Source organism: Vibrio sp. 10N.222.52.C12 (assembly GCF_041474215.1).
GTDB lineage: Bacteria > Pseudomonadota > Gammaproteobacteria > Enterobacterales > Vibrionaceae > Vibrio > Vibrio crassostreae_C.
The window spans coordinates 1-20,826 of record NZ_JBFRTR010000065.1 but is presented as its reverse complement, the minus strand read 5'-3'; the positions used below and the strand labels follow the sequence as shown (position 1 = coordinate 20,826).

General features: G+C 46.0%; 17 protein-coding genes. 8 read left to right on the top strand and 9 right to left on the bottom strand.

Annotated elements, in window-relative coordinates; translation table 11 throughout:
- Positions 1-12: 12 nt before the first annotated feature.
- Positions 13-906 carry a DNA-binding transcriptional regulator OxyR gene (oxyR, locus tag AB4623_RS12860; RefSeq protein WP_017061132.1) on the bottom strand — a complete coding sequence of 298 codons (894 nt, stop codon included), beginning with the start codon at positions 904-906 and terminating at the stop codon, positions 13-15.
- Here oxyR and AB4623_RS12855 point away from each other — a divergent pair.
- From AB4623_RS12855 to AB4623_RS12845, 3 genes are all read left to right on the top strand, one after another.
- A complete protein-coding gene (locus AB4623_RS12855; protein ID WP_017096544.1) occupies positions 905-1,084 on the top strand; it encodes a hypothetical protein in 180 nt (59 codons plus the stop codon). The genes oxyR and AB4623_RS12855 overlap by 2 nt on opposite strands.
- 44 nt (positions 1,085-1,128) lie before the next feature.
- Positions 1,129-1,857 (top strand): glutathione peroxidase, encoded by a 729-nt coding sequence (locus AB4623_RS12850; protein ID WP_017061133.1) that lies wholly within the window; start codon positions 1,129-1,131, stop codon positions 1,855-1,857.
- A 274-nt stretch (positions 1,858-2,131) separates the two neighbouring features.
- Positions 2,132-3,598, top strand: a complete 1,467-nt coding sequence (locus AB4623_RS12845) for a dihydrolipoyl dehydrogenase (protein WP_372118595.1) — start codon at positions 2,132-2,134, stop codon at positions 3,596-3,598.
- Positions 3,599-3,922: 324 nt separating this feature from the next.
- On the opposite strand, the gene AB4623_RS12840 is transcribed toward AB4623_RS12845, so the two are convergent.
- Complete coding sequence (locus tag AB4623_RS12840) at positions 3,923-4,270, bottom strand: RidA family protein (protein ID WP_004729674.1); 348 nt, start codon at positions 4,268-4,270, stop codon at positions 3,923-3,925.
- 87 nt (positions 4,271-4,357) lie between these two features.
- Here AB4623_RS12840 and AB4623_RS12835 point away from each other — a divergent pair, with 87 nt between their 5' ends.
- Complete coding sequence (locus tag AB4623_RS12835) at positions 4,358-4,606, top strand: DUF3624 domain-containing protein (protein WP_029235423.1); 249 nt, start codon at positions 4,358-4,360, stop codon at positions 4,604-4,606.
- Positions 4,607-4,861: 255 nt separating this feature from the next.
- On the opposite strand, the gene argH is transcribed toward AB4623_RS12835, so the two are convergent.
- The 4 genes from argH to argC all read right to left on the bottom strand — a co-directional run bounded on the left by argH (position 4,862) and on the right by argC (position 10,214).
- Positions 4,862-6,736 (bottom strand): argininosuccinate lyase, encoded by a 1,875-nt coding sequence (argH, locus tag AB4623_RS12830; RefSeq protein WP_017061136.1) that lies wholly within the window; start codon positions 6,734-6,736, stop codon positions 4,862-4,864.
- A 347-nt stretch (positions 6,737-7,083) separates the two neighbouring features.
- Positions 7,084-8,295: an argininosuccinate synthase gene (locus tag AB4623_RS12825; RefSeq protein ID WP_017061137.1), complete on the bottom strand. Its 1,212-nt coding sequence runs from the start codon at positions 8,293-8,295 to the stop codon at positions 7,084-7,086.
- 113 nt (positions 8,296-8,408) lie between these two features.
- Positions 8,409-9,197 (bottom strand): acetylglutamate kinase, encoded by a 789-nt coding sequence (gene argB / locus AB4623_RS12820; RefSeq protein ID WP_017061138.1) that lies wholly within the window; start codon positions 9,195-9,197, stop codon positions 8,409-8,411.
- Between the two features lie 12 nt (positions 9,198-9,209).
- Positions 9,210-10,214 carry an N-acetyl-gamma-glutamyl-phosphate reductase gene (argC, locus tag AB4623_RS12815; protein ID WP_017061139.1) on the bottom strand — a complete coding sequence of 335 codons (1,005 nt, stop codon included), beginning with the start codon at positions 10,212-10,214 and terminating at the stop codon, positions 9,210-9,212.
- A gap of 153 nt (positions 10,215-10,367) precedes the next feature.
- On the opposite strand from argC, the gene argE reads away from it, so the two are divergent.
- The 3 genes from argE (at position 10,368) to AB4623_RS12800 (ending at position 15,281) form a co-directional block, all read left to right on the top strand.
- Complete coding sequence (argE, locus tag AB4623_RS12810) at positions 10,368-11,504, top strand: acetylornithine deacetylase (protein ID WP_009848891.1); 1,137 nt, start codon at positions 10,368-10,370, stop codon at positions 11,502-11,504.
- A gap of 252 nt (positions 11,505-11,756) precedes the next feature.
- Positions 11,757-14,393 carry a phosphoenolpyruvate carboxylase gene (gene ppc / locus AB4623_RS12805; protein ID WP_017071318.1) on the top strand — a complete coding sequence of 879 codons (2,637 nt, stop codon included), beginning with the start codon at positions 11,757-11,759 and terminating at the stop codon, positions 14,391-14,393.
- A 348-nt stretch (positions 14,394-14,741) separates the two neighbouring features.
- Positions 14,742-15,281 carry a PadR family transcriptional regulator gene (locus AB4623_RS12800; protein ID WP_017061141.1) on the top strand — a complete coding sequence of 180 codons (540 nt, stop codon included), beginning with the start codon at positions 14,742-14,744 and terminating at the stop codon, positions 15,279-15,281.
- A 124-nt stretch (positions 15,282-15,405) separates the two neighbouring features.
- On the opposite strand, the gene metF is transcribed toward AB4623_RS12800, so the two are convergent.
- The 3 genes from metF to AB4623_RS12785 form a co-directional block, all read right to left on the bottom strand.
- Entirely contained in the window at positions 15,406-16,305 is a 900-nt protein-coding gene (gene metF / locus AB4623_RS12795; RefSeq protein ID WP_371724714.1) for a methylenetetrahydrofolate reductase, read from the bottom strand.
- Between the two features lie 255 nt (positions 16,306-16,560).
- Positions 16,561-18,972, bottom strand: coding sequence for a bifunctional aspartate kinase/homoserine dehydrogenase II (locus AB4623_RS12790; RefSeq protein WP_372146562.1), 2,412 nt, complete (start codon positions 18,970-18,972; stop codon positions 16,561-16,563).
- Positions 18,973-18,974: 2 nt separating this feature from the next.
- The gene (locus tag AB4623_RS12785; RefSeq protein ID WP_017063681.1) at positions 18,975-20,156 is read right to left on the bottom strand and encodes an O-succinylhomoserine (thiol)-lyase; all 1,182 of its coding nucleotides are present in this window, start codon (positions 20,154-20,156) and stop codon (positions 18,975-18,977) included.
- Between the two features lie 208 nt (positions 20,157-20,364).
- Here AB4623_RS12785 and metJ point away from each other — a divergent pair, with 208 nt between their 5' ends.
- Positions 20,365-20,685, top strand: a complete 321-nt coding sequence (gene metJ, locus AB4623_RS12780) for a met regulon transcriptional regulator MetJ (protein ID WP_004415993.1) — start codon at positions 20,365-20,367, stop codon at positions 20,683-20,685.
- The last annotated feature ends 141 nt before the right edge of the window (positions 20,686-20,826 follow it).

Here is a 20,826-nt window from a genome sequence, read left to right as displayed (position 1 = left end):
TAAATTCAAGCGCTAAGCCGTCTTCTCCAGTTGAGTTCGAATCGTCTCAGCCAATTGCTCGAAACGTCCCTTCAATGGAGAGCCCGGACGGTAGGCAACAACAATGCGACGTGAAGGTGTTGGATTCACAGCAGGTACGTAACACACACCGTCTTTCTGCTTCTCTTTCGGCACCGATAGCTGAGGAAGCAAGGTAATCCCCGCCCCCGCCGCGACCATGTTACGCAGCGTTTCTAAGCTGGTTGCCTTAAAGCGCTCATCATCTTTGGCGCCCGCAGCAAAACAGAAGCCCAAGGCTTGGTCTCTCAAACAGTGACCGTCACCTAGCGCAAGTACGGTTTGTCCATTTAGCTGCAGCATATCGACAGTATCTTGCTGAGCCCACTCGTGGTCACATGGAACGGCAACACTTAACGGCTCGTCATACACATCGATCTCTTTGAACACCGCCGTTTCATCAACCGCAGCCAGTACTAAGCAATCAAGCTTGCCATCTTCAAGTTGGCTCACTAACTGATGGGTCTGAGCTTCATGCAGGTAAAGCTCAAGATCTGGGAAGCTCTCTTTAAGATGAGGAACAATCTTAGGCAAGATGTAAGGACCCACGGTTGGAATAAAACCAATGTGCATTGGCCCCGTCATCGCTTCACCGTGTCCACTCGCCATATCTTTAAAAGTTTTCACTTCATTGAGAATACGCTTGGCTTGTTCAACAAGTTGTAACCCTGATTCTGTAAATATCACCTTCCTTGGACTACGCTCGGTTAACTGAAGTCCAATTTCATCTTCGAGTTTGCGTATTTGACCGCTTAGTGTCGGCTGACTGACAAAGCACGCTTCTGCCGCTTTTCGGAAGTGTTTATGCTCTGCGAGCGCCACCAAGTATTCAAAGTCACGAATGTTCATGATCAGTCTCTTACCTCAGGTTTTAATAAGAACAAGGGTTCTAATAGAAACATTTAAAAGAAAAATGCTCTTGATAGAATTTACCTATCAAAACCATAACATCAAACGATTAGAGCTATCAAAGGATTTATCTAATAATGGGCTCAACGAAACGAAACAGAGCGAAGAAAAACGTTAAGCTCTGATAGAACAAAATTAAAAATACTATTTAAGGAAATCAATATGTTTGCATCTAAAGAAGGTCAATCAATCCCTCAAGTAACATTCCCAACTCGCCAAGGTGATGCATGGGTTAACGTAACTACTGAAGAGCTATTCAAAGACAAGACAGTTATCGTATTCAGCCTACCAGGTGCGTTTACGCCAACATGTTCGTCAAGCCACCTACCTCGTTACAACGAGCTACACTCTGTATTCAAAGAAAACGGTGTTGATGACATTCTGTGTGTTTCAGTAAACGACACATTCGTAATGAACGCTTGGAAAGCAGACCAAGAAGCGGAAAACATCACCTTCATCCCAGATGGTAACGGTGATTTCACAGACGGCATGGGTATGCTAGTTGAGAAAAACGACATCGGCTTCGGCAAACGTTCATGGCGTTACAGCATGCTGGTTAAAAACGGCGTGGTAGAAAAAATGTTCATCGAAGAAGACGTACCAGGCGACCCGTTCAAGGTTTCTGATGCAGATACTATGCTTAACTACCTTGCTCCTGAGCACAAAGAGCAAGAGTCAATCACAGTATTCACTAAGCCAGGCTGTCCTTTCTGTATGAAAGCAAAACAGAACCTAATCGACAAAGGTCTGAACTACGAAGAAGTGGTTCTAGGTAAAGATGCAACAACAGTAAGCCTACGTGCAATCTCTGGTCGCACTACCGTTCCTCAAGTATTCATCGGTGGCAAACACATCGGTGGTAGTGAAGAACTAGAAACTTTCCTAGGCTAATCGCTTCATCGCCGATATAGGCTTAGAAGTATCAGCTAACCCACCCTCTTGTGGGTTAGCTATTCCAAACACTCTTATCTGAGTTTTGGGAAAAAGAATATAGCTGGTGACTCGCCTGTCTTTTACTAACCTATAGTTAGCAATAAAAGCAGAGTCACAAGCTAAACCTAATAAAACAGAATCACAAAACTGACCCGCAATCCTGACTCTCAAAAAATCATCAGAGTTGGAGGGGTTCGTTCAAACCAAATTTAGCCATTGCGAGAAAATTATTATGAAACAAGTCAATGTAGATGTAGCAGTTATCGGGGGCGGTACGGCAGGTTTAGGTTCTTACCGCGCTGCAAAAGCACACACTGACAGTGTCGTGATGATTGAAGGTGGCCCTTACGGTACAACCTGTGCTCGTGTTGGTTGTATGCCATCTAAACTGCTTATTGCAGCTGCGGAAAGCGTACACCAAATCGAGAAAGCTCCGGCTTTTGGCGTTCACCCACAAGGTGATATCGTGATTAACGGCCGTGAAGTGATGAACCGAGTGAAGTTTGAGCGTGACCGTTTTGTTGGTTTTGTTTTAGAAGGTGTTGATGAAATCCCAGAGCAAGACAAGATCTCTGGCTACGCAAAGTTCTTAGATGACAACACACTACAAATTGATGACCACACGGTTGTCACCGCTAAGCGTATTGTTATCGCGACCGGTTCTCGCCCTGCATACCCTGCCGTTTGGAATGAGCTTGGCGATCGCCTGATCATTAACGACGACGTGTTCAGCTGGGATGATTTACCAGAATCGGTTGCGGTATTTGGCCCTGGTGTTATTGGTCTTGAGCTTGGTCAGTCACTGCACCGCTTAGGTGTGAAGACCAAACTGTTCGGTTTGGGTGGTCAAGTTGGCCCAGTAACTGATCCAGAGATCATGGCTTATGCAGATAAAGCTTTCAATGAAGAGTTCTATCTCGATGCCGACGTGAAAATCGAAAGCATGAAGCGCATTACCACTGAATCGGGTGAGCCACGTGTCGAAATCCAGTTCATCAATAAACAAGGTGAATTAGAAACTAACGTCGTTGAATACGTACTAGCAGCAACAGGTCGTCGCCCTAACACTGACAAGCTTGGCTTAGAGAATACCTCTCTAGAGCTTGATGAACGTGGTGTGCCAATCGCAGACCACTACACGCTACAAACATCACTACCATCAATATTTATCGCTGGTGATGCGAGTAACCAACTGCCTCTACTGCATGAAGCAGCAGACCAAGCTCGTATTGCGGGTGACAATGCAGGTCGCTTCCCAGAGATTCGTGCAGGCCTACGCCGCTCTAAAATCTCGGCAGTATTCTCTGACCCGCAAATCGCGATGGTTGGTGAAACCTACAAAGAGATCACCACACGCTTAGGCACATGTGGCTGTTTCGCAACGGGTGAAGTGTCTTTCGAAAACCAAGGTCGTTCACGAGTGATGCTTCGCAACAAAGGTATTCTGCACGTATACGGCGAGCAAGGCACAGGCCGCTTCCTTGGTGCTGAGATGATGGGACCAAACGCAGAACACTTGGCTCACTTATTAGCATGGGCACACCAGAACAAGATGACGGTTTCTGAGATGCTAGACATGCCGTTCTACCACCCAGTAATCGAAGAAGGTGTACGAACAGCGCTACGTGACCTGAATGCGAAACTGCACCTAGGTCCAGAGATGGTGAAACACTGTCTGGATTGTGGCCCGGGCTGTTAATCTCAGACTAGCGCCAGTCAATTAGCAGTTAACAAACGTTAGATACTAAAAAGGAAAGCCATTGGCTTTCCTTTTTGTTTTTGGCAACGAGCAAACTATAGATTCCCGATTACGCTCCTTCGTCGCTAACGGGAATGACGTAACTTTTAACGCACATCTGAGCCGAAGCCAATCAGTGTGATGGTCGTTTTAAAAACGCATCTAAGCTGAAGCAGACCAAAGTGACGCATCAGCTAAACCAAAACTAAACTCGTCATTCCAGAACCGAGGGACGAGGTATCTGGAATTTCTTGAAGCTATTGCGTCACTAAAAGCTTTAAGCAATTACTTCTCAGCAGCAATCACAGAGATCTCAACAAGTAGCGCTTCGCGAGCCATGTCGCCTGTCACACATGCGCGAGCTGGAGCGTGACCTTCTGGAACCCATGCATCCCAAACTGCGTTCATTTCTTGGAAGTCTTTCATGTCTTTCAAGTAAATCGTTGCTGACAGCATGTGCTCTTTGTCGCTGCCTGCTTGCTCAAGTAGCGCTTCTACTTTATCTAACATGGTTTGAGTTTGTTCAGTGATGTCTTTAGTTGCATCAGCACAAACTTGGCCACATAGGTAGATAGTACCGTTGTGTTTAACAATACGGCTCATACGTTGCTTGGTTTCTTGGCGCTCAATCATCGACTTTCTCTCTCTGTGTCACCGTGATCCAATATCTTGTGACGTGTTATTATCAGGGCAACAAGCATAACGCGAATCAAACCCAAGATGACATGCATTCATTGCAATAAAAGTGAAAAAATCCGTAACAAGCTCGGTCGCTGCCAGCGTTGCATGAATCAGCTGATGGTGTTGTCGATTTTGAGTTGGGGAGTATGGTGGCTGTTTTTCAGAGAAGACCCAAAAACCATCAATGCCATCGCGTTGATGATGGCCGCTTTCGCGTTCAGTGGCTTGCTGTCGTTGCATTGGGTCATGAAGTTTGTGGTGCTACCGTTAAAGGGCAAAAAACGTTAGCTGGAAGTCTTTATTGGATAAAGAGTAGTGATTAGAGACAGGGCTAAACAATCCGATAATTCATCATAATTTTCGAGCTATTGTCATTTCCCGAACAGCAGATAGAAAAAAGCCCCAGAACCAATCGATTCTAGGGCTTTCTTAGAAAATTCTAAGAAAAAGCAGTGGTACTTTAATAGACCGGGCTTTTCTTAGTTTGTTCCCAAAAAAGATCAAATTTTTGATCTTTTTTTTAGGAGCTATAAAATCAATGCCTTATGCAACATTAACCTTAGCAATTATCTGCTCTACCAAGTTCACTTCCAATGCCACTTCATCACACGCATGTTGACGAGGACACTGGTCACAATCTTTCAGTACCTTCTCAGGCAGCAGAGATTTCGATGTTGGTAAGAAATCATGCTTCATAAAGAACTCTGGAGTACGAGTCAGCACAAACACCTTCTTGATGGCCATTTGTCGCGCTTTCTCAACCAAGTGCTGCACAATTGCGGTACCCTGCCCTTGACCTTGCCAGCCAGCTTCGACACCCAGTGAACGGATTTCCGCTAGGCCAGAGTCATACACATAGAGTGATGCACAACCTGTCACCTCACCATGATGCTCTGCGACCGCAAACGAGCCAATATCACGCACCAGTTCATTACGAGAACGAGGTAGGTTTTCACCCATGTTCGCCCAGTAAGCGACCATACCTTCCAACGCTTCAATATCGGTCAGACGAGCAGGACGAACCTTGACGATGGACGTATCACGCTGTGATAAACGTTTCTCAGCTTGGTCAACCGCGTAAGCCACTTGCTGTGGAGATACACCGCCTAGCGCGCTACGTTTTTCAAGACACGATTCAATGGTCAGGATGTCATACACATCTTCCTCAATCACCTCAGAGAACTCTTTCATCTCTGCGATGGTTAATTCTTCTAATGCACAGCCTTTAGCAATCGCCGCCACTACCGTCACACCAACAATATGGTGAGCTTCACGGAAAGGAATCCCTTTCGCTACTAGGTAATCAGCCAATTCAGTTGAGTTCGCGTAGCCTTGTTTCGCGGCTTCAAGTGTACGTTCGCCGTTCACTTTAATGCCGTCAAAACAGAGTGCTGCCATTTCCATACAATCATTCCAAGTATCTAAAGCGTCGAACAGACCTTCTTTATCTTCTTGCATGTCTTTGTTGTACGCCAAAGGCAGAGCTTTTACTGTCATCATCATTGCCGCTAATGAACCGTAAACACGGCCAGTTTTGCCACGGATAAGCTCTAGCGCATCTGGGTTTTTCTTTTGTGGCATCAGAGATGAACCTGACGTCACGGTATCCGCTAACTCGATGAAGTTTGATTCACCTGAGTTGTAGAAAATCATATCTTCTGCAAGACGCGAAAGGTGAAGCATAGAGATAGAAGCAATCGACATTAGCTCCATCACATGGTCGCGGTCAGAAACTGAATCTAGAGAGTTGCGCGTTGCACGACGGAAACCTAAGTTGTGAGCTAACTCTTCACGGTCCATCGGGTAAGCTGTTCCAGCAAGGGCACCAGAACCCAGCGGACATGTGTCTAGACGCTTAATCGCATCATTCAAACGTGAATAATCACGCTCAAGCATTTCAACGTAAGCCAAGCACCAGTGAGCAAAAGTTACCGGCTGAGCACGTTGTAAGTGAGTGTAGCCAGGAAGCACGGTTTCTTGATGCTGAGAAGCAACGTTCACCATTTGGCTTTGTAGGCGATCCAATGCCAGTAGCAGTTGGTTACCTTGCTGACGACACCATAGTTTCAGGTCTGTCGCCACTTGGTCGTTACGAGAACGGCCAGTGTGAAGTTTTTTGCCCAAGTCACCGACTTTGCCGATAAGTTGCTGCTCAACCCAGCTGTGAATATCTTCTGCATCAGAACGTAGAATCTGTTCAGGATCTTCCATCACCTCAAGTTTTAGCTCATTCAGCGCTAACTCAAGCTTCTGTTGCTCTTCTTCTGTTAATACGTTGACCGACAGTAGAGCTTTAGACCAGGCAATTGAGCCCACAATGTCTTGCTCAGCCAATCGGTAATCAAAACGAAGAGAATCGTTAAAATCTTTGAACCGGGTGTCTGCTGCTTGGGTAAATCTACCGCCCCATAATGCCATTGTGTATCTCCTAATTGCACAGTGCTCACTGTTTTTGCAAATGATAATTCTGATTAAGATTCAGTATTTTTCTGATGGTTTAAACTTACGGCAATTCAAAATGAAAATAAAGTATTAATTCATTATTTTCACATATTTATTCACCAACAGTTCAATCCATTGATTATTTTTAGCGTGGAGCGCGAATTATATGCCATCCGATAGGAAAAACCGAAGCTGATTTATTAGGCAAATAGAAAGTCAAAAGCCCACTCACTAATCAATAGTGAATGGGCTTTGCATAATAATGTCTGTTTACTAACCTTCAATCTTTCATCAAAGGCTAGCTCACTAACTCATTGTTAGGATTACTTTTGGCTATTCAAAGCACGGATACGGCTTGATAGCGAGTAAAGGCGGATGAAGCCTTCAGCATGGCTTTGGTCGTAAACTTCATCTTCACCAAAGGTTGCAAACTCTTCTGAGTACAGGCTGTTGTCAGAACGCTTCTGAGTCACCGTTGCATGGCCTTTGTAAAGCTTGATAACCACTTCACCATTCACGTCTTGTGCTAGCTCTTCTGTCGCGGCAAGGATTGACTTACATAGTGGAGTGAACCAACGACCATCGTATACAAGGTGAGAAGCCTTAACACCGAGCTCTTCACGGAATTCGAATGCCGCTTTATCAAGAACCAGTTGCTCTACTGCACGCAGTGCTTCCATCATGATTGTGCCACCCGGAGTTTCGTAACAACCACGAGACTTCATGCCAACAAGACGGTTCTCTACGATATCGATACGACCAACACCGTGCTTAGCACCTTTCTCGTTTAGGTAAACCAGTGCGTTGTATGGCGTCATTGTTTCGCCATCAACCGCAACCACTTCGCCTTTTTCAACTTTAAGCGTCACTGTTTCAGATTCGTTTGGCGCTTGCTCAGGGTCTACAGTCCAAGCCCAGCAATCTTCGTTAGGTGCATTCCATGTGTTTTCTAGAACGCCGCCTTCTGTTGAGATGTGCCATGCGTTTGCATCACGCGAGTAAATCTTAGTAAGAGAAGCCGTACAAGGGATGTTACGCTCAGCCAGGTAATCTAGACACTCTTCACGACTCACTAGATCCCATTCACGCCATGGTGCAATTACGTGTAGATCAGGTGCTAGTGCAGCAAATGCGCCTTCAAAACGAACTTGGTCATTACCTTTACCAGTACAGCCGTGACACAGTGCGTCTGCACCTACTTTACGTGCGACTTCAACCTGTGCTTTCGCGATGATTGGACGCGCCATCGACGTACCTAGTAGGTATTTACCTTCGTAGTAAGCGCCCGTTTTCAGCGTTGGGTAGATGTAGTCAGCAACCATCTCTTCTTTAAGGTCTGCGATGTAACACTCAGATGCACCAGAAGCTTTTGCTTTCTCTTCGATACCAATCAACTCTTCGTCGCCTTGACCAACATCCGCAACAAACGCAACCACTTCACAGTCATAGTTCTCTTTCAACCATGGAATGATTACTGATGTGTCTAGACCGCCAGAGTAGGCTACTACAACTTTCTTTACGTTAACTTTGCTCATTTTCTTTCTCCTAGTTTCCATACTGCACATGGCGGTCAGCGTTGGAAATGACTTCATAATTATATGTTTATTTAATTTGTCTAAATTCTTTAAGTAGTGACTCGTTGTGAGACCTACTGAGGTAAAAACTGTGTTCCTATGCTTTTACCTGAAAACAGTTGTGTTAGCTTTTCTGGGTATCGCCAAGTGGCAACTTCGATTGGTCGTCCAAGGTCGTTAGCGGCTTCTAGTGCGGCTTGAACCTTAACGATCATGCCGTCGGTAATCACTTTGCCTGTAATAAGGTCATCAGCTTGTTGTTGATTAAGGCTTGGAATGAGGTGACCTTTGCCATCCAACACACCACTTACATCAGAAAGCAGTACCAGTTCAGCATCAAGTGCGCCTGCAACGGCAACCGCAGCTTGGTCGGCATTGACGTTCATCAGTTGGCCTTGCTCAGTCAGACCAATCGAGCTAATGATAGGCAGTGCGCCCGCATTAAGAATCGCTTGCAGAACGGTTGAGTCGCCCGGCTCCGCTTTTCCTACCGCCCCCAGTTCAGGGTTCAGTTCGCTCACTTTGCATAAACCACCGTCTGCTAGGCTTAAACCAACGGCATTGATACCGTCTTTAATCGCCTGACCTTGAAGTAATTTATTCGCCGTGCCCGCTAATGCACCAGCGATCACTGGGATCTGATCATAAGGAGTAACACGTAGCCCTTCTTTCTTAACGGTTTCGAGGTTCAACTTATTCATCAAATCATCAACAAGGTAACCGCCGCCGTGAACAATCACGATTGGTCGTTGTGCCTGTTGTTGGTAAGCAGAGATAGCACCAAATAACTTGCTAAGTGTTTCACCACAAGATAGCGCAGCGCCACCTAACTTTATGATTAATGGTTGATTATTAAGGCTCATATCTAGATTTCCTTACACTAACGCAGTTAATGGCGCAAAACCATAACGTAAATTCAAACACTGCATCGCTTGGCTAGATGCACCCTTTAATAAGTTATCAATCGCTGAAACAACGATGATGTGATGACCTTGAACCTTCCAACCTAAGTCGCAGAAAGGCGTCTGCTCTACATCTTGAATTCTTGGCAATGTCTCTTCGAGTAATCTCACCGCAGGTTTACCTTGGTAAGCTTGCTCGAAGGCATCTTGTATCTGTTGTTCTGTCACGCCTTCAGCCAATTTCATGGTAATGGTTGCCAAAATGCCACGCTTAAAGTTGCCGAGGTGCGGGGTAAAAATCACATCACATCCTAAATGTGCAGCCATTTCAGGTTGATGACGGTGATTGAATACACCATAAGCTTGCAAGCTCACTTCGCAGAAGCTGTTGACCATCGTCGCCTTGCGGCCTGCACCAGTCACACCGCTGGTTGCGTTAATCACTGGCCATTGGTTTTCATCCAGTAACTTGGCTTCAACCAAAGGCTTAATCGCCAGTTGTGATGCGGTTGGGTAACAACCCGCGACAGCGACAAGCTGAGCTTCTTTAATTTCTTGTTCGTTCCACTCAGCTAAACCGTAAGCCGCTTTGTCTAGCCATTGTTCGTGTTGATGTTCAAAACCGTAAAACTCTTGATAGAAGTTTTCGCCTTTAACTCTGAATGCACCCGATAGGTCGAAGACTTGGCAATCGTTCTCTAGAAAGATTGGCGCTAGGTCGTGACTAACCTCGTGTGCCGTTGCTAAGAAAATCACATCAGACTGTTTAGCTACTTCTTCCGGATTTGTTAAAGGTTGTACTGGCATATCAATCAAACCAGCTAACTTACCGTGCAGTGCCGCAATAGGTTTACCTGCGTCTACACTATTGGCTGAGACATATAAACCTGATAGCGTGAGCTCAGGGTGTCTGTTTATCATTAGAGCCAGTTCTGCTCCTGTGTAGCCGCTTGCGCCAATGATCGTGGTTTTCAACATCTCAACACATCCATTTTTGAGGTAAGTTACATTTCAAATTTGACTATTCATACTTAATTTTTAGCTTTATTTGATTTCTTATGCATTAAATATGATTTAATATGTGTTTTACCGACTTATGGTTTTCCTGTCAATAGTAGAAGTGAAGTTATTATGCAATTACCGAGTTTTCTTGAGGTCTACAAAGGCCTAATTTCCACAGACTCTATTAGCTCGACCGATCCAAGCTGGGATCATGGCAACGAGAAAGTGATCGAAAAAATGGCTCAATGGTTTAAAGACGTAGGCTTTAGCGTTGAAGTCGTGGAAGTCGAACCCGGCAAGCATAATATGGTCGCTAAGATGGGATCGGGCGAAGGTGGCTTGCTACTCGCAGGACACAGCGACACAGTGCCATTTGATGAAGGACGTTGGAACTTCGACCCTCACGCACTAACAGAGCACAACAATCGCTTCTATGGGTTAGGCACGGCCGATATGAAAGGCTTTTTCGCTTTCGTTTATGAAGCGGCAAAGAAGATGGATTGGAGCAAACAGACCAAGCCGCTATATGTATTGGCAACCTGTGACGAAGAGACCACCATGCTGGGTGCGCGTCATTTCACTGAAAATGCACCGTTTAAACCGGATTACTGCATTATTGGTGAGCCAACCAGCCTTGTGCCGATTCGTGGCCATAAAGGCCATGTTGCTAACGCTGTGCGAGTAACGGGTAAATCAGGTCACTCTTCTGATCCTGCATTAGGTGTCAACGCCATCGAGATCATGCATGAAGTGTTGTTCGCTTTAATGCAACTGCGTGACAAGCTAGTCAAAGAGTATCACCACCCGGGTTTCGCAATTCCAAGCCCCACTCTAAACCTTGGCCATATTCACGGTGGCGACAGCGCGAACCGTATCTGTGGTTGCTGTGAGCTGCACTACGATGTACGTCCTTTACCGGGTATCAGCTTAGATGGTTTGGATAACATGCTGCGCAGCGCACTCAAAGAAGTAGAAGCAAAATGGCCGGGCAGAATTGAGATTACGCCACTGCACGAACCTATCCCGGGTTACGAGTGCCAACATGACCATCCATTTATCGGTGGCATGGAATCAGTTTGCGAAACTGAATCACAAACCGTGAACTACTGTACAGAAGCACCTTTCCTTCAAGAACTTTGCCCAACCTTAGTGCTGGGTCCAGGCTCAATCGACCAAGCTCACCAACCAGATGAGTTCCTAAGCTTCGATTTTATCGATCCAACGATTGATGTTCTGAGTAAGTCGATCCGCAAATATTGTTTCTAGTTATTACTTTTCTTCCAATATTTTCGTATAAAAGCTACCCGAAAAGGTGGCTTTTATTCTGTTATCCCAGACACAGCCTGATCTTGTAATTAAATTTCACTTTAATTCCGAACTATTGGGAAATTTACTTCTCCCGCATTTCGAAAACTAATAATTGCAAACTTAGAATGCTTTATTTGACTAGATACAGCACTTTTCGCTAGATTGTGTACTTAACAAGGAACAATGGATGTAATTTTTTTACGAGGCAGGATGACAATGAACGAGAAATACGCCGCTCTCAAGAGTAACGTAAGCATGCTGGGACGCTTGCTAGGTAACACAATCCAAGATGCACATGGTGACGTTATCTTAGAGAAAGTGGAGACTATCCGTAAACTTTCCAAATCCGCCCGCGCAGGCAACAAAGCTGACCGTGACAGCCTAGTTGAAGAAATCAAAAACCTGCCGAACGAACAACTCACTCCTGTTGCTCGTGCATTTAACCAATTTCTCAACCTCACCAACATGGCAGAGCAGTACCACACCATCTCTCGCCACTGTGAGGAGCATGTTTGTGAACCAGACGTGCTGCAATCTCTATTTTCCAAATTAAACCAGAATGACATCAGCAAGCTAGACGCGGCTCAAGCCGTTCGCGACCTGAACATTGAACTCGTTCTGACTGCACACCCAACAGAAATCACTCGTCGCACCATGATCAACAAGCTAGTTAAGATCAACGAGTGTCTGTCTAAATTAGAATTAAGCGACCTATCACACAAAGAGCGCGTGAAAACCGAACGCCGCCTAGAGCAACTGATCGCTCAAGGTTGGCACTCAGATGTGATTCGTCAGCAACGCCCCACGCCACTTGATGAAGCGAAATGGGGCTTTGCGGTTGTTGAAAACTCACTTTGGGAAGCTGTACCAGATTTCCTACGTGAAATGGACGGCCGACTAAAAGGCTACCTTGGTGAAGGTCTACCAATTGATGCGCGCCCGGTACACTTCTCATCTTGGATGGGCGGTGATCGCGATGGTAACCCATTCGTAACGCACACCATCACCAAAGAAGTACTGCGCCTATCTCGCTGGAAAGCCGCTGACCTTTACCTAGGTGACGTAAACGAGCTGATTACCGAACTATCGATGACTAAGTGTAATGATGCCGTTCGTGAACTAGCGGGTGATGAGCATGAAGCTTACCGAGCAATCCTAAAGAGCCTACGTACTCTGCTGAACAACACGTTAGAAGTGCTCGATGCAAAACTGCATGATGCTGAAGTACCGAAGAAAGAAACACTACAGAACATCGACCAACTTTGGACACCGCTTTACGCATGTTACCAATCGCTGCACGAATGTGGCATGGGCGTAATCGCAGACGGTTCTCTGCTTGATACTCTGCGCCGCCTAAAAGCGTTCGGTGTACACCTAGTTCGTCTCGATGTTCGTCAAGAAAGTACTCGTCACTCAGATGTACTGTCTGAACTGACTCGCTACCTAGGCATTGGCGACTACGACCAATGGAACGAGCAAGACAAGATTGCTTTCTTAACCAATGAATTAAGCTCTAAGCGTCCGCTTCTTCCTCGCGATTGGGAGCCATCTGAACAGGTTAAAGAGGTTTTAGACACCTGCAAGGTTATTGCTGCTCAACCTCGTGAAGCCTTCGGTGCTTACGTAATTTCTATGGCTCGTACTGCATCAGATGTACTGGCTGTTCACTTACTACTGCAAGAATGTGGCTGCCCATACCGCATGGACGTATGTCCGCTGTTCGAAACGCTAGACGACTTGAACAACTCAGAAGCAGTAATGAAACAGCTAATGAGCATCGACTTGTACCGTGGCTTTATCCAGAACCACCAAATGGTGATGATCGGATACTCTGACTCAGCGAAAGATGCGGGCGTAATGTCTGCAGGTTGGGCTCAATATGATGCAATGGACAAACTGGTTAAGGTTTGTGATGAAGAAGGCATTGAACTGACTCTATTCCACGGTCGTGGCGGTACGGTTGGTCGTGGTGGTGCTCCGGCGCACGCTGCTCTTCTTTCTCAGCCACCTAAGAGCTTGAAAGGCGGTTTACGTGTAACAGAGCAAGGCGAAATGATCCGCTTTAAACTTGGCTTACCAGACGTTGCTGTAAACAGCTTCAACCTTTACGCAAGCGCGATTCTAGAGGCGAACCTTCTGCCGCCACCTGAGCCAAAACAAGAGTGGCGCGACCTAATGGAAGTGCTATCTCAAGTATCTTGTGAGGCTTACCGCAACGTGGTTCGTGGCGAAGAGAAATTCGTACCTTACTTCCGTCAAGCGACACCTGAACTGGAGCTAGGTAAACTGCCTCTTGGCTCTCGCCCTGCGAAACGTAACCCGAACGGCGGCGTAGAAAGCCTACGTGCGATTCCATGGATCTTCTCTTGGAGCCAAAACCGTTTGGTACTGCCTGCATGGTTAGGCGCTGGTGAAGCGATTCAGTACTCTGTAGATCAAGGCCATCAAGCCCTGCTCGAAGAGATGTGTCGCGAGTGGCCGTTCTTCTCTACCCGTCTCGGTATGTTGGAAATGGTGTACTCGAAGTGCAACATGGAAATCGCTAAGTACTACGACCAACGCCTTGTTGACGAAGAGCTATTACCATTAGGTGAGTTACTGCGTGAACAGCTGCAAAAAGACATCAAAGCCGTGCTAAATGTTGAGAACAACGAGAACCTAATGCAGAGCGACCCTTGGGGACTTGAGTCAATCCGCCTACGTAACATCTACGTTGAGCCACTAAACATGCTTCAAGCTGAACTGCTTTACCGTACTCGTAAGTGTGAAACACCACCAGCAGAGCTTGAAGAAGCGCTAATGGTGACGATTGCAGGCATTGCAGCAGGCATGCGAAACACTGGTTAATTAGTGATTCCTACCATTCAACAGACAAAAGGTCGCCTAGTGCGACCTTTTTATTTCACAAAATAAGCAATAGTGAGTTTTTTGTCAGTTTTTTGGGTTATTTTGTCCATGTATTCTACTTTATGCTTATTATTTAGATATACTACTGCTCCGCTGCGGAAACACTCCAAAAAATAATCTGCAGCATCTTGACCAATAAACTGGTCAACCTAGGTGATAAACGGCTTTGTAAGGTGACATAACCAACCGATGAGTTGGTGCTACTTAGACATAACCAATATAACGTGCCATTAGAAGCACACTTGTTGTTTAAGTATTTGTTTACTGTTTACCATTTGGATTTCAGACATGTCATTACCACACGTAATTCTAACCGTTTTAAGTACACGCGATGCTACTGGTTACGATATCACAAAAGAATTCTCCGCAAGCATTGGTTACTTCTGGAAAGCTAGCCATCAACAAGTTTACCGCGAGCTAAATAAAATGGCTCAGAACGACCAGGTAACTTGCGTGCTTGAGCCTCAAGAAGGCAAACCTGATCGTAAAGTTTACTCTATCACTGATGCTGGCCGTGGCGCGCTAGGTGAATGGTTTGAACAACCAACTGCACACCCAACCGTTCGTGACGAGTTCTCAGCTAAGCTAATGGCTTGTGCTGTACAACCTTCTGACGCTTACCGTGTACAACTTGCTGAGCTAGTAGAAGAGTCTCGCAAACTGGTTTCTCACTACCGTGAAATCGAAGCAGCTTACTACGCAACGCCATCGACACTAGACAAGCAAGCACGCCTTGAGCGTCTAACACTTCGTCGTAACCTACTTATCCGTGAAGCATGGATTGTATGGGCTGAAGAAGTACTGCTTGAACTTGGCGCTCTAGCTTAAGTTAAGCTAGAAAAGCAAAAGGCTTGAACTCTATGAGTCCAAGCCTTTTTTGTATCTATAGGATTTGAAATGTTACTGCCAGAGGCTTTTTACAAGTGCTTAGGCTTTACTTCTTAGACTTTTCTTACAGCGCAGCGACTTGCGGACGAACACCTAGCGTATGGCAAAGTGCATAAGTCATTTCTGCACGGTTTAGCGTGTAGAAGTGGAAATCTTTCACACCTTCACGGCTCAGTGTACGAACCATATCAATTGCTTGGCTAGCACCAACAAGCTGACGAGTCGTTGGATCATCATCCAAACCTTCAAACTGCTTCGCCATCCAGCCCGGTACTTTTACGTTGTTCATCGCAGCAAAGCGAGATGCTTGCTTGAAGTTAGAAACAGGTAAGATGCCCGGTACGATTTCAACATCGATACCTGCCGCCACACAGCGATCACGGAAACGTAAGTAACTTTCTACATCAAAAAAGAATTGCGTGATGGCACGGTTAGCGCCAGCATCCACTTTACGCTTCAGGTTAATAAGGTCTGATTGAGCACTTTTTGCTTCAGGGTGAACCTCAGGGAAAGCTGCAACAGAGATATCAAAGTCGTGGCGAGATTTAAGCAGCTCAACCAAGTCAGATGCATACATATCTGGAGCGCCACCGCCTGCTGGGATATCACCACGCAACGCAACAATGCTCTCAATGCCATTTGCCCAGTAATCATCAGCAATTTGAATCAGCTCTTCACGGCTAGCATCAATACACGTTAAGTGTGGTGCAGCAATTAGGCCTGTTTGGTTCTTAATTTCTTTAATAATTGAGTGGGTACGATCACGCTCACCCGAGTTTGCACCGTAGGTTACTGATACAAATTTTGGTTGGAGTGTTTTAAGACGGTGAACAGAATTCCACAAGGTCTCTTCCATCTTCTCACTGCTTGGTGGAAAAAACTCAAATGACACATTGATGTTGTCAGAAAGCTCAGCGATATTCTGATTTAAAGCGTCGATATGGCCTGCGTGTGTGTATCCCATCTTACTCTCCCTGTGGCAAAAACAACCACTAAAACTCAAATCCTTAAACGACGTTTAGACGTCTATATGTCTGTAGAATGTATTGAATACGATTTAATGTCAACAGATCCATTATGAATTTTTCTCAAGTAGATCGTGAGAAAAACTCAAGTCGATAGGTGAGTTGCCAAGAAGAAATAATGTAAAAAAAAAGGCTGAAAAACACATCGTGCTTCCAGCCTTATTTATCTTAGTGAATAGTATGCTATTTAGAATTTAAAACAGGCTAGACATTCTGTTTAGATCAGATTGAATTGCACCTGCCGTCACTTCACGCCCCGCTCCTGGGCCACGAATAACCAATGGATTATCTTTGTACCATTTGCTCTCAATCGCAAAGATGTTATCGCAAGGCAGTAAGTTAGCCAGCGCATGCTCTTTCGACAACGCCTCCACACCGACCGTTGCCTTGCCGTTCTTCTCTAAACGCGCTACGTAACGTAAAACCTTCTGCTGAGAGTGCGCTTTTTCTAAACGCTCGGCCAGTTCTTCACTCAACACAGAAGCCTTATCAAAGAAATCATCCACTGATAAATCTTGCAGCGCTTCAGGTACTAGCGATTCGACTTTTACGTTTTCAGGCTCGATCTCTAAACCAGATTCACGCGCTAGAATCACCAACTTACGCATTACGTCTGAACCATCTAAGTCAGCACGTGGGTCTGGTTCAGTAAGGCCTTGTTGCCATGCTAAGTCGACCAACTCACTGAACGGTACTGTGCCATCAAACTGTTGGAACAACCAAGACAACGTGCCTGAGAAAATGCCAGACAACGCAATGATGTCATCGCCACTCTCACGCAGGTCGCGTACCGTGTGGTTAATCGGCAAACCTGCACCAACGGTCGCGTTGTATAACCAGTGACGGCTGATCTTAGCAAACGCATCTTGCACCTGATGGTAATACTCACTTGATGCAGAGCCTGCAACCTTGTTGGCCGAGATCAAATGAATGCCTTGTTGTGCGATTTGCAGATATTTTGCTGCAAGCACTGGGCTCGCTGTAACATCAAGAACCACCGCTTCATCGTAACCCTGAATCGAACCTAAGCGCTCTAACCAATCGTTACCATTATTAGCAATCGCTTCATCATCAAAACGCTTACTAACAGACGTCGCATCAATGCCTTGATCGTCAAACCAATAGGTTTGGCTATCAACCACGGCAACCAATTCAAAGTTCATTCCACGGCGCTTTTCAAGTTCCGCTTTTTGCTCAGCAAACAGGCTTAACCAGCTTGAACCAATATTGCCCTTACCACACAAGGCAATCGCAACACGCTTCTGCGCTTGGAACAGTTGAGAATGAATGCCTTTCACTAGACTTGATGTTTCACTATTACGAATCACAGCCACCAAGCTTAAGCCTGAGTTCGCTTCTGAGATGAACTCAACCGGCGAGCTCTTAAGCTGCTGGTAGAAACCGTAGCAATGATTAGGGTTCTTAGTCACACCCGCACCCACTGCAGCAATCAGAGAGAAACCTTCTTTTAGCTTAATCTCAGCTTCAATCGCATGGTCTTGGAGATATTCTAATGCACCACCAGCGATCTCTTCTGTGTAGGCAAGACGCAAACAGTGTTGATCCGGTTCAAGCTCATAAGCAAGCGGCTCAAGTTGAGCACGCTTAAGCCCTTCAAGCACTTCACTCTCTAGACGGTCGAAATCATGGCCGTGACCAAAGGTCAGTTGCACGATAAGCACTTCATCCAAAGAGGTAATGATTTTTGCGCCACGACCCGATGCCAGTACACGCTCGATCTGTGTAGAGCCCGCCTCCGGCTGATAGCTGCAGCGTAAGCTGAGATCCATAGCACTTTGAGCCACAGGCTGTAGCGTTCGGCTGTGAAGCACTGGAGCGGCAAGACGAGCCAATTCGCTGGCTTCATCAAGGCGAAGTAGAGGCAATAGACACGCATCTGAAACCAGACGAGGGTCAGCGCTGTAAACGCCTGCCACATCACTCCAAATCGTCACGCGTTCAACTTCAGCCAAAGCACCAATCACGGTTGCTGAGTAATCCGAACCGTTACGGCCAAGCAATACCGTTTCACCCTCGCAGTTCTGAGCCATAAAGCCCGTAATCACCACGCGGCAATGTGCATGCTGCGCCAAGGCTTCTTTGATCAGAGGGTAAGAACGTGCGCGGTCGACTTCAGGCTGAGCGCCCACTTCTGCACGTAAAAAAGCACGCGCATCTTGAGCAACGGCTTGTAAATCATGCTGGCACAACAAAGCCGCGAGTAGACGTGAAGACCAAACCTCACCGTGTCCAAGCACTTTTGCTTTTTGTGCTTCGCTCAAGGGAGCCGTTAGCTCACCCAAAGCGGTAAATTCTTGTTGAATGGTTGAAGTAAGTTGTGCGGCTGATTCACCCTCAAGCAGTGCTTCAATCAGATCGAGTTGGAACTGACGAAGTGCTTGTAGGCATTCATGGGCAATACGACCATCTTTGTCGAGCGCTTCAACAAATTCAATCAAACGGTTGGTTGTTTTGCCTGCTGCCGATACCACCACCAAATCAGATGCTGATGAGTATTCTCTAAGAATGTTGACCACGCGTTGGTAACATTCAGGATTCGCTAAACTGCTGCCACCAAATTTATGTAGCTGGCGAAAGGTTGCCATTATTAACCCTCCCCTTCAGCGATAAAGCGCTGTGTTCTTTCAAACGCTTGCTTGAGGTCATCGATTAGGTCTTCTGCATCTTCAAGGCCAACAGATAGACGCAGTAGTTGCTGAGAAACACCCGCTTCTGCTAAGGCTTCTTCACCCATCGCGCGGTGAGTCATCGACGCAGGGTGACAAATCAGGCTTTCAACACCGCCCAATGATTCTGCCAAAGAAAACAGCTCTAACTTATCAACAAAGTATTTAAGCGCCTCGAATGAGCCCGCAAACTCAAAACTGAGCATGGAACCAAAGCCCGATTGCTGTTTCTTCGCGATATCATGACCCGGATGTTCAGGAAGGCTTGGGTGGTAAATAGTGCCAACAAGATCTTGTTGCTGCAGAGACGCTAGAATTTCACGTGAGCTTTCTTCGTGAACTCGCATACGCGCACCTAGCGTACGAATACCACGTAAAGTCATGTAGCTATCAAATGGTGTGCCGGTCGCACCAATACAGTTGCCCCACCATGCTAACTCTTCAGCGTGTTCTTCTGTCTTAGTGACCACAACGCCACCAATAACATCTGAGTGTCCATTGATGTACTTAGTGGTTGAGTGGATAACAAAATCAGCACCCAGCTCTAAAGGCTTTTGGAACACAGGTGTCAAAAACGTGTTGTCGACAGCAACCAGAGCACCAACCTCTTTCGCTTTACGGCAAGTTTCTGCAATATCAACCACGCGAACCAGTGGATTCGATGGGGTTTCAATTAAGATCAACTTTGGCTTAAGCGCGAGCGCCGCATCCAGCGCTGCTTGATCCGATTGATCAACGAACAGAACTTTGAAGTCACCTTTTAGCGAGCGAGTGTTAAACAGACGGTAAGTACCGCCGTAGCAATCGTGCGGTGCAATAATAAGATCATCGCCGCCTAAGAAAGCCGAAACCCATAAGTTAAGCGCCGAAGTACCACAGTTAGTCACAACCGCGCCTTTGCCTGATTCAAGCTCAAACAGTGCCGTCTCTAATAAACCGCGGTTTGGGTTACCAGAACGGGTGTAATCGTACTTTGGCACTTCACCAAAAGCGGGAAACCCATAGTTAGTCGAAAGATAAATGGGTGGGACAACGGCATGGTGTTGCGTGTCTGACTCGATACCAGTACGTACTGCGATTGTTGCTGGCTTCCGGCTGCTCATAGGTGCTTCCTTACAAGTTTTGCGTCTGAGAATCACAGCGGCTTGTCGGCATTTTGCGGCTGTGTTAGATATATGTTATTCACTTTACTTTCATAAACGTGAGACGTCAACACTTCTAGACGTCTATATGTCTTTGCTTATGGCAGTAAATCCCGCTAAAATCACCACTATTAATTTATTCTAACAACTAAAGTGATGAAGGTACGCAATGGCCGACTGGAATGGTGAATACATAAGCCCATATGCTGAGCATGGAAAGAAAAGCGAACAAGTAAAGAAAATTACAGTTTCTATCCCTCTAAAAGTGTTAAAGGTTCTTACTGACGAGCGTACTCGCCGCCAGATTAATAACCTACGCCATGCAACAAACAGTGAGCTACTGTGCGAAGCCTTTCTACATGCGTACACAGGCCAACCACTACCAACGGATGAAGACCTTCGTAAAGACCGCCCAGACGATATTCCTGCTGAAGTGAAAAAGCTGATGACAGAGATGGGTATCGAGTTCGAAGCGTTTGACGAAGAATAAAAACAACTCAGTCACTGCCTTCATTATTGATTCGCTCTAGCTGAACCTTATTTATCACATCGCGCATAGCTTTTTATGATTGCGCTGTGAATGATAGACATAAAAAAACCGACTCCAGATGAGTAATGCCGATCAGTTAAA